The following is a 14189-nucleotide window of genomic DNA, read 5'->3' on the forward strand; positions in this document are numbered from 1 at the left end:
CACCCACGAATCAAACAGTTTCCTAACCCGGCGGTTATCGAAGCAACAACGTCACGGATGTTCCAACTAAACGTCAAAACACAATGAGAAAACTGGGTAGTGTTGCGGGATTACTGGCAATTTGGTTGCTGCCTCATTTGTCGATGGCTCAACAGGGACAACCGAGCCGGGAGTCGCGGTCGGGGACCGCTTCGGTGGGGAAGATGAGTAAAACCGAGTTTGAGAACCAGAACAAGCAGGGGGCAATGGCCGTAGCCGGAATTTCGCCGACCAAAAACGCCCTCTCGCAGGCCGATAACGCGCTGATGATGGAAGTAGCTGCGGGCGGCATGATGCAACTGGAAGCAAGCCGGGTAGCCGTGCAGAAAGCGACGAGCGATCAGGTTCGCGCCCTCGCGCAGGCCGAAGTGGACGAACAAACCGGCTTAGCCACCAAATTGAAAGAAATTGCCTCGGCCAAAGGAGTCAGTCTGCCTACGAGCCCGGATGCCAAAACGCAGGAGATGCTCACGAAGTTACAGGGGCTTTCCGGCGAAGAATTCGACCGGATGTATGTCATGGAAAGCGGAGTAAATGGCCATCAGAAACTCGATGAGGTCATGTCGAAAGTAGAAACCAGCGCAACCGACCCCAGCCTGAAAGGATTGGCGACGGCCGCCCATCCGCTCGTTCGGACGCACCTACAGGTTTCGCAGGATGTTCAGAACACCCTGAAAGGGGGCAAGGCCAAATAAGTACATTCCCCTGGAACACACTTGAAAACCAGCCTACTGCGATGGGCCGTTGCCTAACTTGTCGGTTTTTCCGACTGCGCAGTTGTATCCTGCTGGTTTCAATAAAAAATAAGAATGTTCATGGATTCATTTTGAAAAACGACCGGGCTTCTGCCGGGTCGTTTTTTTGTTACCAGCCACGGTATCCGGTAAAATGGGGGAGTCAACCGGATGTAAACCAGTGGGTCATGAACCCGCCCGTCGGGGATGGTCAGCGCATGCTTCGGCCAGGTTGACCTTATACTTTGATATGTCTCACCGAAACCGATACCCTGTCGCGTCAAATGTATGGTTGATCGGGCCGAAAAAGATTAGTTTCAATGTGCTCGTAGCCGGTTTTCCGTTCACTTTTTCGGAGTAATATTCTTTCTTGGATTGAACGAGCAGTTCATTGGGGCCAAGCGAGGACGAAAAATTGATGCTGTGGGCATCCGGCAACTTGGCTTCCAGGGCAATTTCATTGAACAGATACAGCGGATACGAATTGAACGGAACCTCGGCTACCCAAAGCCATTCGGTATCCTGACGACCCAGACTGGCCCGGTATTCGGTCGCGGTCAGGCCGTACTGGCTTCCCTCCCGGCCCGTGGGACGGTAGCGTTGCTGAAACCGGTTGTGACAGGCCGTAGCGCGGTTGGGCGCATAATACGCTTTGCCGACGTTGTAGCGCATGATGACCTTTCCTTCGTACTTGTCCGAGACATACACCCGGTAGGTTCCATCCGGCTCACCGGTAACGAACGTATAACCGCCCACCACGCCCGGAAAGCTCAGATTGGCCAGTTTACGGTCGAATCCAAACTGACCGGTTTTGGAATTCAGCAGCACCTGATACCGGACTACGGAGCCATTGTAGTCGGTCTGTTCATACACCAGCACCCGGTCAAAAATTAGTTTGACGGGTGCAGCAGCGCGGGGACTGGCTGCCATTGCCAGCTCGGCCTGGGCATACAACGGCAAACTACCTTGTCCCAATAAACACATCATTCCTACAGTTCTCACAAAGGCAATAAACCGTTTCTTCATAGCATCTCGGCAAAATGGAGTTAATAACGCGAGGGTATCTTTTCAGAATGCAATATGCAAGTTTCGCAGTGTATGAAGCAATATAGTACCTTTGTATTTCTGAAAAAAGATTCATGTTTGACACCGACCACCTGCCGCTCCCACCCAACCGGGCTGTTTATTTTGCATCTGATTTTCATTTAGGAATGCCCACACCAGGTGTCAGTCGGGAACGTGAACGGCGCGTCATTCGCTGGCTCGATACTGTCCGGACCGATGCGGAGGCTATTTTTCTGGTCGGCGATGTGTTCGATTTCTGGTTTGAATACCGGGAGGTCATCCCGAAAGGATTTAGCCGGTTACAGGGCAAACTGGCCGAACTGGCCGATAGCGGCCTGAAAATTGTTCTGTTCAAGGGTAACCACGACCTGTGGATGGCCGACTATTTTACGGAAGAAATGGGCATTCCCGTTTATCGGCTACCCCGCACCTACGAGATTGCCGGAAAGCGGTTTCTGATCGGCCACGGCGACGGCCTGGGTCCGGGCGACTTCAAATACAAACAGCTCAAGAAGGTCTTCGAAAATCCGCTGGCCCGCTGGCTGTTTAGCTGGTTACACCCCGACATCGGCGTGACGTTCGGCAACGGCTGGTCACGTCGCCGGAAAGAGGCCGAGCAGCATAAAACCGAGCTTTTTAAAGGCGAAGCCTACGAGTGGATCTTCCAGTATTGCCGGGAAGTGGAAGCCCGACAGCACCACGATTACTACATTTTTGGCCACCGGCACCTCGCTCTTGACCTAGCCGTCAACGAAACCAGCCGCTACATCAACCTGGGCGAATGGATCAACCACAAAAACACCTACGCCCGGTTCGATGGTCAAACGACGCAATTGTTGCGGTTTGAGGGGTGAGTGCGGTTTTTATTTCGATATTCGTTATTCAATATTCGGTGTTCGTTATTCAATATTCGTTATTTAAATATTGAACATCGAATAACGAATATCGAACACCGAAATAAAAACCGTAAACCGTCTAATTGTTCTTGAGAATATCCTGCCGTGAGAGACCTTCTTTCGGGGTGGCATTCAGTTCCTGCCGGAATTCTTTTTTCTTCAAGTCACCATTTTTAACGGACTTGATGAAACTCGCCCAGGCAAACGGGTTCAGGAACGGAATGGTGGTCAACTGCGTCCGACCGGTCAGCGACTCACGCCCGTACCATTGCTGATTGAGGTAATACCGGTAGTTGGCGGCTGCGCTCATGGGCGTCAGGGCAGCCAGGCGTTGCATCGACTCGGCGCTGGTGTTACGGGCCAGGTTTTCCCGCTCTTTCTCATCGGGCAGCTTGAGGTTGACAAACGCCTGTTTGAAAAGCTCTTCGGTCGGGTACGGATACACCTTTACCTCCGTCAGCATTTGCACATCTTCCTGCATGGCTACCACCGCCGAATACGACGTTTCGGTGAGCCGTCGCGGAATAATGTGGTATTGCTTCTTATACCCGACATAACTGAACACCACGCTATCACCGGGGAAAACCGGGATCGCGAAATACCCGTTGGTGTTCGATAAAACGCCCCGGCCCGCCCTTGGAATGGAAATATAGGCTTCCGGCAACGGCTCAGAGGTTGCACCAGCCGTGATAATCCCGGTAAACATGATCAGTTTTTCCTGACCCTGTGCCTGGGCCGTTGAAACATGGGTCAGAACCAGCCCCAGGCCAACGACCAAACCAGCCAATATGGTCAACCATGAATTCTTCATATCTCTATCTAAAACGCCCGGCAACCGGACGTATTGTTTTTTTGTTTGTCGTACCCGGTTTTTGCCTGATCCGTAAATAAACTCCCAAATTACGCAAATAGCTTTAAAAATGTGATAATAAACGGAGCTGCCAGCAGTAGGCCGTCGAAACGATCCAGAAAACCGCCGTGCCCCGGGATGGTGGTGCCGGAGTCTTTGATGGCAATGCTTCGTTTAAACAACGATTCGACCAGATCGCCATACGTTCCTGTGACCACGATGATGGCTCCGACGCAATACCACTCCCACGGCCGGAGGTCATCGACGAACAAAGCCAGAAAAAACGCGATAAGCGCAGCCGCCAGTGCGCCCCCGACGGCTCCCTCCCAGGATTTTTTGGGTGACACCCGCTCAAATAGTTTCCGCCGTCCGAACTTGGTCCCGGCAAAATAAGCCCCGATGTCGCTGGCCCATAACAACACCAGACACCCCAACATCAGACCCGGATGGTACGTTCCACCGCGCAAGGCCAGCACATTCAGCAGGGCAAACGGAACGGCGACATAAATCAGCCCCAGAAACGTAAATCCGATGTTGGTGAACGGTTTCAGATCCCGCTTTTTATACAGTTTGATCAGAAAAATCATCGAGCAGGCCGGACAGATCAGAAAATAACTGTCGTAGTTGACAATCTGCTTTTCAATCAGATACGTCAGGATACAAATCAGGCAACCGACCGCCGTTCCGTAATACGTCAGGGGCTGGTTGCCGTCCAGACCGAGCAGTTTGTAAAATTCCAGTTGCGTCAGGGCGCTGATTGCACAGAACAACAAGGCAAATGTCCAGTCGCTGTACCAGATCCCAAACAAAATGATAACAACCCCAACCGCAGCCGTGATGACGCGCTGTTGCAGGTTACTCATCTGATTTAAACGTTCTCTCATGCAGAAAGGCAACTACAAATCCGGGTGGTTGATCCGGCGAAAATAACAAAATACGATCAGCTCCTTCATACCGAACTTCCCTTTCCGTCTATTTTTGCCGTTATTTACACTTCAAATCAACAGAGCGCTGAGGATCGGCGTTCTACTCACTGCCCTGCGCTCCGTATGTTTTCAGTTTTGCTTGGCTTGTTTCTGCAGTGGACGGGGATTGGTCAACAACCCGAGTATGATCTCCGTTCGCTTCGCTGGGGAATGACCCAGAAAGAAGTGATGATTACCGAAGTTTCGCCCCCCTTTCGGACGACCGATTCGACCCTTCACTACCGCCAGCGCTGGTTTTACAATTTCCCGGCTACGGTACGGTTTACTTTCGTGAATGACCAGTTGGCCGGGGCACTGTATATTTTTACCGACCGCCACCATATCCGGGCCCAGCAGCATTGGGAAGATTACGAGACGGTTTACGGCATTCTGACGGAGCGTTACGGCAAGCCTTCGGGGGATTATTCGTCCTGGAATTACCCGCTGTACAAAGACCGGAAAGAGCGCTACGGCGATGCGGTTTTGCTGGGCCACTTAAGCCGATCGAGCGTTTGGGAAACCAGCCGGACCGTGATCACGCTGGAAATTTCGGGCAAACCCACGGAAGGCATTCATACGGTGGTTTCGTACGCAAAAAAGGCGGTTCCCAAACCGGAATGACAACCGACTAACCACGCTCAGTACTCCAAATCAGCCGCGATCAGGTGAATTTTGGCCAGCGCGGCATCTTCGGCCTGAACATACACCTCGCAGTTTCCCAGCAAATAATTACTGTCTTTCTTGTTGACGACAACGGCCTGAATTTCGTGGCCGGCTAACACAACTTTGGCCAGTTCGGCCCGGTGAATGGCGGGTGTCACCAGTACTCTCTCCCACTGATCAGACATACGGCTGGGACGGCAATTGGTTCGATTTTCGGAAAAAGGTTAACAAACCTATTGTTAAAAGTAAGGAAACTATCGCGCCGGTCAAAGGAACGGAATCCGTATTTTCAATGTCGATCGAAATCAGTTTCCGGTGGTACAGCCACACCATCAGGACCGTAAAACCGTTGTTGACCGTATGGGCCAGAATGGGTACCCAGATGTTTCCGGACCAAACATAGAGGTAGCCAAACAAAGCGCCCAGCAGCGTCCGCGGCACAAACCCGAAAAACTGAACGTGAATGGCGCTAAAAATCAGCGCCGATACCCAGATGGCAACGTGCACATTACCGCTCCACTCCGCCAGCTTCCGTTGGACCAATCCCCGAAACAGCACTTCCTCGCCAATGCCCGGAATGACGCCAATCACCAGCAACGCAAAAACCAGATCCAGTGGTGAGGTAAAATCGGTTAGGAACTCGGTCAGCCCCGACAACTGATCTTCTTTTTGCCGCATCCAGTTTTCAAGTCCCTGCCAGGAATCCGGCAAGTCGATTCCCTGATTCCACTCGATGATCAGTCCGTTTAACGGCATGAACGCGATGGTCAACAGCGCCACCAGCCCGACAGCCCGCACCGCCCCCAGCGGCCGGGCGTTGAAATCGGCCCAGGACCGGCGTTCGATCCAGCGCTGAAACAGCAGGCTCGGGAGCAGAAACGAACACAAATGGCTAACGGCCTGAATCAGCATCAGCAGGTGCCAGCTTCCCGGATGATCGGCCGGATTCGTCAGCAGATCGGCCACGTCGGTGACCGACTGGCTACCATCCAGAGCCGCCCAACCGGCGATCAGAAAACCGGCCAGCAAGCCGCCCAGCGACATGCCCAGCAGCACAAAGCCCAGCAAGACCAGCAGACTGCGAAACGGATGCAAAGCACGCGACGAGGGGGGCGTAGAGCGGAAGTCTTCCATAATTGCCGTAAATTTACGGCCAAACCGGCAAGCTTTTCATTCTCTGAGCGGTTTTTTATCCGGATTCGGAGGTGAGCGAACATCTTTTAAAACCGGCTTGTTAGCAAGGTATGGTTAAAATTGGAACAATCGAACTGGGCGACTTCCCGTTGCTGCTGGCCCCGATGGAAGACGTGAGCGATCCGCCGTTCCGGGCGGTGTGCAAAGCCAACGGCGCGGATTTGATGTATACCGAGTTTATTTCGTCGGAAGGACTGATTCGCGACGCGGCCAAGAGTGTTCAGAAGCTTGATATTTTTGAATACGAGCGGCCCATCGGCATCCAGCTTTTCGGCTCCGATATCGAAACGATGCGGGCCTGTTCCGAGATTGCCTCGCGGGTTAGCCCGGATTTGATCGACATTAACTATGGCTGTCCGGTCAAGAACGTCGCCTGTCGGGGCGCCGGGGCGGCTTTGTTGCAGGATATTCCTAAGATGGTCAAAATGACCGAAGCCGTTGTAAAAGCCACGCACCTGCCCGTGACGGTCAAAACCCGGCTGGGCTGGGACGACAGCACGAAGAACATTCTGGACGTAGCCGAACGCTTGCAAGACATTGGTATTCAGGCGCTGACCATTCACGGCCGGACGCGGGTGCAGATGTACAAGGGCGAGGCCGACTGGACGCTGATTGGCCGGGTCAAGGAAAACCCGCGCATCCGGATTCCGATTTTCGGCAATGGCGACATCGACAGTCCGGAAAAAGCCCTGGCCTACAAAAACCGCTACGGCGTCGACGGCATCATGATCGGTCGCGCCAGCATCGGCTATCCGTGGGTCTTCAACGAAATCAAGCACTTCCTCCGAACCGGAGAGCACCTGGTGGCCCCTACCCTGGCCGACCGGGTGGCGGTTTGCAAACAGCACCTGGAGTTCTCGATCCGCTGGAAAGGTGAAAAAACCGGTATTTTCGAAATGCGCCGGCATTACACCAACTATTTCAAAGGTCTGGACAATTTCAAACCGTTCCGGCTCCGACTGGTGCAGGCCGATACGTTTGGAGAAATTGCCGGAATTCTGGACGAAATCACCGAAACCTACGAAATGGCGACTCTTCAATGATCGGAGATCGACCACTGATCGAACCGCAGAACCGGTTTTGTTTTCATGGATAACCCCTGATCCTTGATTTCCTGCAATTTTGAATATTTGATCACCGGGTACATAGCCGACAACAAGGCCCAGGTAAAGCCCGGATACCCATCGAACAAGCCGCCTTTGACAAAATAAATTTTCACAAACGTAAACAGAAACCGGGCACCTTGCAGGGCTACGTTGGCCTTTTTCTGCCGGGCTGCCATTTCGTGCGCACTCAGGGTCGTATACTGGTTCAGTTTCAGCACGTAATCGTGGAGCGATCCATAGCTGTAGTGGATCAACAGGCCCGACAAATGCCCGACAGTTCCTTCGACTTGTACGGATTCATGCACCGATGCGGGTGTCATTCGTCCTTTTCTTCGGTTGAATAACCGTAAAATGGGCTGTCGGCTCTGCCCGCCATACCGCAAAATCCGACCCAGAAAAATAAGGCTGCGGGGCAGCGTATAGCCTGCGTAATCCGAAGCGCTGGTAGCCACGACAGTTGCAATTTCGTTCGCCAGCGGAGCGGTTACAATCTCGTCGGCATCGAGAACCAATACCCAGTCGTGCCGGGCCTGGTCGATGGCAAACTGCTTCTGCGTCCCAAACCCATCGAATTTTCGGTGCAGGATTCGACCATTGAATGTCTGGGCGATCGACAGCGTGGAATCCGTACTTCCCGAATCGACAATCACAAGGTCATCCGCCCAATCGGCAACCGATTCGAGCGCCTGTTTCAGCGTCCGCTCGGCGTTGAGCGTAATCATGACAACGGAAAGCGGTATTTTAGGATTTTTCATCGGGCTGATTGCGTGTGGACGGTGAGTAGTGATCGGCTTGGTTGCCGGACGTTTGTCTTTACGAAACTACCGATCGATTTTGCCCGAGATGCCGGTTTTTTTTGAATAATAATTGACCTTTTCATACCCAGTCTGAGACCAATTCGTTGTGTTTTTCATTGAAAATCAGTTTATTAGTAATAGAGATGGGTACTAAAAAGTAAGACAGTTTTTCGGTAAAGTCCGTTGCATGTCCATACGCAACTCGACCGCCTGCCGTTGCGATTTCTTTCGACACTTCCTCAACAGAATAGCAACAACCTCATTTTCAACCTTTTACTATGCCAACTTTTTTACTACTGGCAGAACCAAACCGATGCACCGGGTGGTTATTTCAGTATGACAAAACCATTTACCAAACACGCAGTTTCTTCACCCGATGCGGTTTTCCGTTCTCCTGTCAATCGCTCGTTGCAAGCCTGGTTGTTACTGATTCTGGTGGCCCTCATCTGGGGTACATCCTTCATTCTGATCAAACACAGCCTAACGGTTTTTTCCGCGATGCAGGTCGGAACAGGCCGGATTTTTCTGGCGCTGGTCTTTTTCCTTCCCTACCTAGTTGTCCGCTGGCGGCAGTTTCCGCGCAGCCGCTGGCTTCCGTTGCTGGGTTCGGGCATGCTGGGGTATCTCATTCCCGCCGTTCTGTTCGCCACCGCCGGAGCGCACCTGAACAGCTCGCTGGCCGGGACGCTGAACGCCCTCAGCCCCCTGTTCACCTTTCTGATCGGAATTAGTTTATTCGGCAGACAGGCAAAAACCCAGCAAATCGGCGGCATTCTGCTTGGGTTTGCCGGATCGGTTTTTCTGGTCTTTTTCAGCAACACCGGTTCGTTTGAGTTCAACGGGTATGCCTTCCTGATTGTGCTGGCAACGCTTTGTTACGGGTTTAACATCAACATCGTCGCCCGGTATTTGTCGGACTTACCGGCGCTGCTGTCCACGGCTTCGACCTTTTCGCTGGTCGGCCCCATTGCACTGCTCGGTCTGGCCACGACCGACTTCCCGGCCCGGATTTCGGCTCCGGGTTCGACGCCCGCATTGCTGATGCTTCTGACGCTCGGAATGATCGGCTCAGGCTTTGCGACCATCCTGTTTAACCGGATCATTCAGCTAAAATCCGGCGTTTTTGCCTCGACGGTTACCTACCTGATTCCGGTTGTTGCGGTCCTCTGGGGGCTTTTCGATGGGGAACCCTTGCACTGGCCGCAGGTGGCCGGTATGGGAATTTGTTTGTTGGGCGTATATTTGATCAACAAAAAATAGATCCTCAACCCCAGCATCCATGTTTCGTGCGACCGTCGATGACCTTTCTCCGATTGAAATAGAATTTTCGGGCCAGCAACCCCTTCTGAACGGCCAGCCACTGTCCTGGGATCTGGTTCGGCTCAACGACCGGCAGTTTCACCTGCTGTTCGAAAACCGTTCGTACACGGCCGAGGTGCTGCACCTCGACCCGGCAACCAAAACCGCCACCCTTAAACTAAACCGGACTATTCATCACATCCAGCTAAAAGACCGCTTTGACCTCCTGCTGGAACAGATGGGTATGAGTACTACCAGCCAGACTAAACTCAACGACATCAAGGCCCCGATGCCCGGTTTGATTCTAAGCCTGAGCGTGCAACCCGGCGATACCGTCCGTAAGGGTGACACGGTTTTGATTCTGGAAGCCATGAAAATGGAAAATGTCATCAAGGCCCCCGCCGATGGCACTGTCAAAGCCGTCCGAATCAGCCGTGGGCAGACCGTCGAAAAAAACCAGGTACTCGTGGAATTCAATTAAGAGTTATGAGTCGGCTCCGCCATTTCCTGTAAAGTGGCGGAGCCAACTCTTAATTCTTAACTCTTAATTCTTAACTCTTACTATATTTGCGGCCAAACTTTCCTTCATGGCTCAACTAAAATATAAACGAATCCTGCTTAAGCTGAGCGGAGAAGCGTTAAGCGGGGACCTCGGTTACGGTATCAATCCGGCCGTTTTAGAACAGTACAGTCTGGAAATCAAGCAGGTTGTCGAATTGGGTGTTCAGGTGGCCATCGTCATCGGCGGGGGCAACATCTTCCGGGGCATTCAGGGAGAACGCAGCGGGATGGACCGGGTACAGGGTGATTACATGGGTATGCTGGCTACCGTGATCAATGCCATGGCGATCCAAAGTTCGCTCGAACAGCACGGTTTATACACGCGGGTGATGTCGGCCATCAAAATGGAGCAGGTTTGCGAACCGTACGTTCGTCGGCGGGCCGTTCGGCACCTTGAGAAAGGACGGATCGTCATTTTCGGAGCCGGAACCGGCAATCCCTATTTCACGACCGACACAACCGCCAGTCTGCGCGCCATTGAAGTCGAAGCCGATGTGGTCCTGAAAGGCACGAAGGTAGACGGCGTTTACACGGCTGACCCGTTCAAAGACAAAACCGCTACCCGGTATACCACCATTTCGTTTCAGGACGTTTACGAAAAGAAATTGAACGTCATGGACCTGACGGCCTTTACGCTGTGCAAAGAAAATAATCTCCCCATCATCGTATTCGACATGAACCGCCCGAACAACCTGATCCGGCTGGTCGAAGGCGATGATATCGGTACGTTAATCACAGGGTAGAATTTTTATGTATAATGATGAATTATGAATGATGAATTATAGGCGCTGCGTTAGCCCATTCATCATTCATAATTCATAATTCATCATTTCACTAGTAGCGATGGAAGAAATAGAGCTATACCTTGAAGACGCCCGGGATACGATGGAGAAGGCGTTGAAACACTTGAACATTGAATTGTCGAAAATTCGGGCGGGAAAAGCTTCCCCGGCCATGCTGGACGGCCTTCAGGTAGAATATTACGGCATGAATTCGCCGATTAACAACGTCGCTTCGATCACGACGCCCGACGCCCGGACCATCGCCATCAAACCGTTCGAAAAAAAGATGATCGGTGAAATTGAGAAGGCAATCCGGAACAGCAACCTGGGCCTTTCGCCCACCAACGATGGCGAAAACATCCGGCTGAACATTCCCCCGCTGACCGAAGAACGTCGCCGGGATCTGGTCAAAAAAGTGAAGCAGGAAATTGAAGTCGCCAAGGTAAACGTCCGGAATATCCGGAAAGATACCAACGACGGCATCCGGAAACTGACCAAAGAAGGAGTTTCGGAAGATGAGGTCAAGAAAGGCGAAGAACGGGTGCAGAAACTGACCGACAGTTTTATTGCCAAGATTGATACCATCTTTACAGCCAAGGAACAAGATATTATGGCGGTTTAAGGATTCGGACGCTGCGTAGACCAGGCCCCGGACTGTCCGTCCGGGGTTATTAACGGGTAGCCCTTCGGGCCAATTCTGGCTCGTGAACCGACCCACATTAGCGCTAGGGACCTTACTATTCCCCTACATAACCCTACTATATTGCAACTTCATCATTTGTCATTATCTTGTAGCAAGTTCTAAACCCTTGCTCTTTGGTGACAATTCTACGATTCGCAGGTCAGCTTGCGCTGGCACTTCTGTTCATTACAGTCTGGAGCGAGCCGGTTTGCGCTCAATCGTCGCTAACCCGCGTCATTTCGGGATACGTACGCGAAACCGGCACGAACAAACCCATCGGCGGAGCAACGGTTTTTATCGTGGAAACCCGCCGGGGAACCACGACGGATCGCGACGGTTTTTACAACCTGACCGTGGCTGACGGTTCCTACACCCTCCTGATTTCGCACCTGGGCTACCTGCGGCAGGAACAGAAAGTAACTGTGCCACCCAACCGAACCCTCAACAACCTTTCGCTGTCTCCTGATACACAGCTTCTTGAAGAAGTGACGGTTAAAACCGAGTCGCCCGACCGGAATGTCAAAAAAGTCGAGCTGGGTGTCACTCAATTACCCATCCAGAGCATCATCAAAATGCCCGCTCTCATGGGCGAGGTGGATGTGATGCGCAGCCTGCTGCTGCTGCCGGGGGTCACGACCGTCGGCGAAGGGGCCACCGGCCTGAACGTTCGCGGGGGAAGCGTCGACCAGAACCTGGTCCTGCTCGACGAGGCACCCATCTACAATTCGTCGCACCTGATGGGCTTTTTCTCGGTTTTCAATCCGGACGCCGTGCGCGACGTCACCTTGCAGAAAGGCAGTATGCCCGCCCGCTACGGGGGCCGGACCTCGGCTGTGCTCGACGTTCGGACCAAAGAACCCGATCCGGAAAAGCTACGGCTCACGGGCGGTGTTGGCCTGATTTCCAACCGGTTGGGTGTGGAAGGTCCGATTGCCGGCCGGAAGCTGACCTTCCTGGCCGACGCCCGGCTGGCGCTCAACGACTTCCTGTTCAAAGCAGGACCAACCGGCATCCGCGATGTCAAAGCTAGCTTTTATGACGTCACAGCCAAGCTCAAATTTCTTCCCAATGAGCGAAATACGGTATACGCATCGGGCTACCTCAGCGATGACCGGATGCTTTTTCCCTCCGACTCTCTGCTGTCGGTGGATGTGTCGGCATCCCGGACGGGCTTCGATTACCAAACCGCTAACGGTTCGCTGCGCTGGATTCATACCTTTTCCGACCGATTGAGCCTGAACCTTTCGGCCGTCGTCGCCCGCTACCGTTCGGCTACCAGCGTTCCCGACTCCAGCAACGAGTTCCGCTTGCAGTCGGAGTTGTTATCGCGAATTGGTAAAGCCGAGTTTACGCATCAAACCGATCGGCATCGCTGGTCGTTTGGCCTACAGGTTACGCATTATGCCCTGAAGCCCAACACCTTAAAACCGGGCCCGGTTTCCAACGTACAAGCCGTTGAGTTACCCGCCGAGCAGGGACTGGAAACCGGATTATACGCCGAAGATGAGATTATCCTAAACGAGAAGGCCGCGCTGATTGCCGGGTTAAGGTACTCGTCCTTCCTGTTTCTGGGGCCGATCGAAACGCGAACCTATGCGCCGAATGGTCCCCGTCGGCCCGAAAACCTGCTGAATCAGGAGTTTGTCGGGCGCGGTGCAGTGGCACAGTCGTACGGTGGTTTCGAACCCCGGTTGGCCCTGCGCTGGGCAATACGGCCCGACCGATCGGTAAAAATTGCCTACACCCGCACCCGGCAGTACCTGCAACTCGTCACGAATACCACCGCCGTTCTGCCCACTTCCCGCTGGAAAATGAGCGACACGCACCTCCGCCCCCAAATTGCCGACCAGGTTTCGGCTGGCTATTTCCAGAACTTCCGAAACGATACCTACGAAACGTCGGCCGAGGTGTATTATCGAACAAGCCAGAACGCCATCGATTACCGCGATGGGGCAAAATTGCTGCTCAATCCCACCCCCGAAACCGACCTGATCCAGGGCCGGGGTCAGGCGTATGGGGTTGAACTAATGGTCAAAAAGAACAAGGGTTTTCTGACCGGCTGGGCGAGTTATGCGTTCACCCGTAGTTTTTTGCGAATCGACCGGCCCTACCCCGGCGAGCGGATCAACAATGGAAACTGGTATCCGGCAAATTTTGACAAACCGCACGCCGTTAATCTGCTGGCGATTTACCGGCCTTCGCTAACCTTCACGTTTTCGGCCAATTACACCTACAGCACCGGTCGCCCCCTGACTGTCCCCTATGCCAAAGCCCGGGTCAATAACCTCATCACGCTGCCGGTGTACCTGGATCGTAACCAGCAGCGCATTCCCGACTACCACCGGCTGGATGTGTCGCTCACCTGGGAAAAGAGCCCGGCCCGGAAGTCCCGATACTGGTATAGCTGGAGCTTTTCCGTGTATAATCTTTATGCCCGAAAAAATGCCTACTCGGTTTTTTACCGGTTTAGCAGCTACACGCCCGGCGATGCCAATAAGTTGTCCATTTTTGGCTCGGCGATACCTTCACTGACCTATAATTTCAAGTTGTAAGGAT

Annotated in this window: 15 protein-coding genes; 9 read left to right on the top strand and 6 right to left on the bottom strand. The window is 53.0% G+C overall.

Going from position 1 to position 14189, the window contains the following annotated elements:
* The first annotated feature begins 83 nt into the window (after positions 1-83).
* Entirely contained in the window at positions 84-734 is a 651-nt protein-coding gene (locus ACO2Q8_RS15730; RefSeq protein WP_423345786.1) for a DUF4142 domain-containing protein, read from the top strand.
* Between the two features lie 294 nt (positions 735-1028).
* Here ACO2Q8_RS15730 and ACO2Q8_RS15735 read toward each other — a convergent pair whose 3' ends face one another.
* A complete protein-coding gene (locus tag ACO2Q8_RS15735; RefSeq protein WP_423345787.1) occupies positions 1029-1760 on the bottom strand; it encodes a hypothetical protein in 732 nt (243 codons plus the stop codon).
* Between the two features lie 152 nt (positions 1761-1912).
* On the opposite strand from ACO2Q8_RS15735, the gene ACO2Q8_RS15740 reads away from it, so the two are divergent.
* On the top strand, positions 1913-2692 hold the full coding sequence (locus ACO2Q8_RS15740; protein WP_423345788.1) for a UDP-2,3-diacylglucosamine diphosphatase: 780 nt from the start codon (positions 1913-1915) through the stop codon (positions 2690-2692).
* Positions 2693-2813: 121 nt separating this feature from the next.
* Here the strand turns inward: ACO2Q8_RS15740 and ACO2Q8_RS15745 are convergent, their stop codons facing one another.
* Both ACO2Q8_RS15745 and ACO2Q8_RS15750 read right to left on the bottom strand, forming a co-directional pair.
* On the bottom strand, positions 2814-3545 hold the full coding sequence (locus tag ACO2Q8_RS15745; protein ID WP_423345789.1) for a carboxypeptidase-like regulatory domain-containing protein: 732 nt from the start codon (positions 3543-3545) through the stop codon (positions 2814-2816).
* An 89-nt stretch (positions 3546-3634) separates the two neighbouring features.
* Complete coding sequence (locus ACO2Q8_RS15750) at positions 3635-4468, bottom strand: phosphatidate cytidylyltransferase (protein WP_423345790.1); 834 nt, start codon at positions 4466-4468, stop codon at positions 3635-3637.
* A gap of 165 nt (positions 4469-4633) precedes the next feature.
* On the opposite strand from ACO2Q8_RS15750, the gene ACO2Q8_RS15755 reads away from it, so the two are divergent.
* Positions 4634-5170 carry a hypothetical protein gene (locus tag ACO2Q8_RS15755; protein WP_423345791.1) on the top strand — a complete coding sequence of 179 codons (537 nt, stop codon included), beginning with the start codon at positions 4634-4636 and terminating at the stop codon, positions 5168-5170.
* 17 nt (positions 5171-5187) lie between these two features.
* Here ACO2Q8_RS15755 and ACO2Q8_RS15760 read toward each other — a convergent pair whose 3' ends face one another.
* Both ACO2Q8_RS15760 and ACO2Q8_RS15765 read right to left on the bottom strand, forming a co-directional pair.
* Complete coding sequence (locus ACO2Q8_RS15760; protein ID WP_423345792.1) at positions 5188-5397, bottom strand: DUF2007 domain-containing protein; 210 nt, start codon at positions 5395-5397, stop codon at positions 5188-5190.
* Positions 5390-6346, bottom strand: coding sequence for a lysostaphin resistance A-like protein (locus tag ACO2Q8_RS15765; RefSeq protein WP_423345793.1), 957 nt, complete (start codon positions 6344-6346; stop codon positions 5390-5392). Before ACO2Q8_RS15765 ends, ACO2Q8_RS15760 begins: the two co-directional genes overlap by 8 nt.
* A 110-nt stretch (positions 6347-6456) precedes the next feature.
* On the opposite strand from ACO2Q8_RS15765, the gene dusB reads away from it, so the two are divergent.
* Positions 6457-7449: a tRNA dihydrouridine synthase DusB gene (gene dusB / locus ACO2Q8_RS15770; protein ID WP_423345794.1), complete on the top strand. Its 993-nt coding sequence runs from the start codon at positions 6457-6459 to the stop codon at positions 7447-7449.
* Here the strand turns inward: dusB and ACO2Q8_RS15775 are convergent.
* Complete coding sequence (locus ACO2Q8_RS15775; RefSeq protein WP_423345795.1) at positions 7443-8267, bottom strand: glycosyltransferase family 2 protein; 825 nt, start codon at positions 8265-8267, stop codon at positions 7443-7445. The two genes, dusB and ACO2Q8_RS15775, sit on opposite strands and share 7 nt — an antisense overlap.
* A 378-nt stretch (positions 8268-8645) precedes the next feature.
* Here ACO2Q8_RS15775 and ACO2Q8_RS15780 point away from each other — a divergent pair, with 378 nt between their 5' ends.
* The 5 genes from ACO2Q8_RS15780 (at position 8646) to ACO2Q8_RS15800 (ending at position 14185) form a co-directional block, all read left to right on the top strand.
* A complete protein-coding gene (locus ACO2Q8_RS15780; RefSeq protein WP_423345796.1) occupies positions 8646-9569 on the top strand; it encodes a DMT family transporter in 924 nt (307 codons plus the stop codon).
* A 19-nt stretch (positions 9570-9588) separates the two neighbouring features.
* Entirely contained in the window at positions 9589-10089 is a 501-nt protein-coding gene (locus ACO2Q8_RS15785) for an acetyl-CoA carboxylase biotin carboxyl carrier protein subunit (protein WP_423345797.1), read from the top strand.
* A gap of 106 nt (positions 10090-10195) precedes the next feature.
* Positions 10196-10912 (top strand): UMP kinase, encoded by a 717-nt coding sequence (gene pyrH, locus ACO2Q8_RS15790; RefSeq protein ID WP_423345798.1) that lies wholly within the window; start codon positions 10196-10198, stop codon positions 10910-10912.
* Positions 10913-11012: 100 nt separating this feature from the next.
* Positions 11013-11573 (top strand): ribosome recycling factor, encoded by a 561-nt coding sequence (gene frr / locus ACO2Q8_RS15795; RefSeq protein ID WP_423345799.1) that lies wholly within the window; start codon positions 11013-11015, stop codon positions 11571-11573.
* Between the two features lie 197 nt (positions 11574-11770).
* Positions 11771-14185, top strand: a complete 2415-nt coding sequence (locus ACO2Q8_RS15800) for a TonB-dependent receptor (RefSeq protein WP_423345800.1) — start codon at positions 11771-11773, stop codon at positions 14183-14185.
* The last annotated feature ends 4 nt before the right edge of the window (positions 14186-14189 follow it).

The sequence above is a fragment of the Larkinella sp. VNQ87 genome, from assembly GCF_049445795.1.
Taxonomy (GTDB): Bacteria; Bacteroidota; Bacteroidia; order Cytophagales; family Spirosomataceae; genus Larkinella.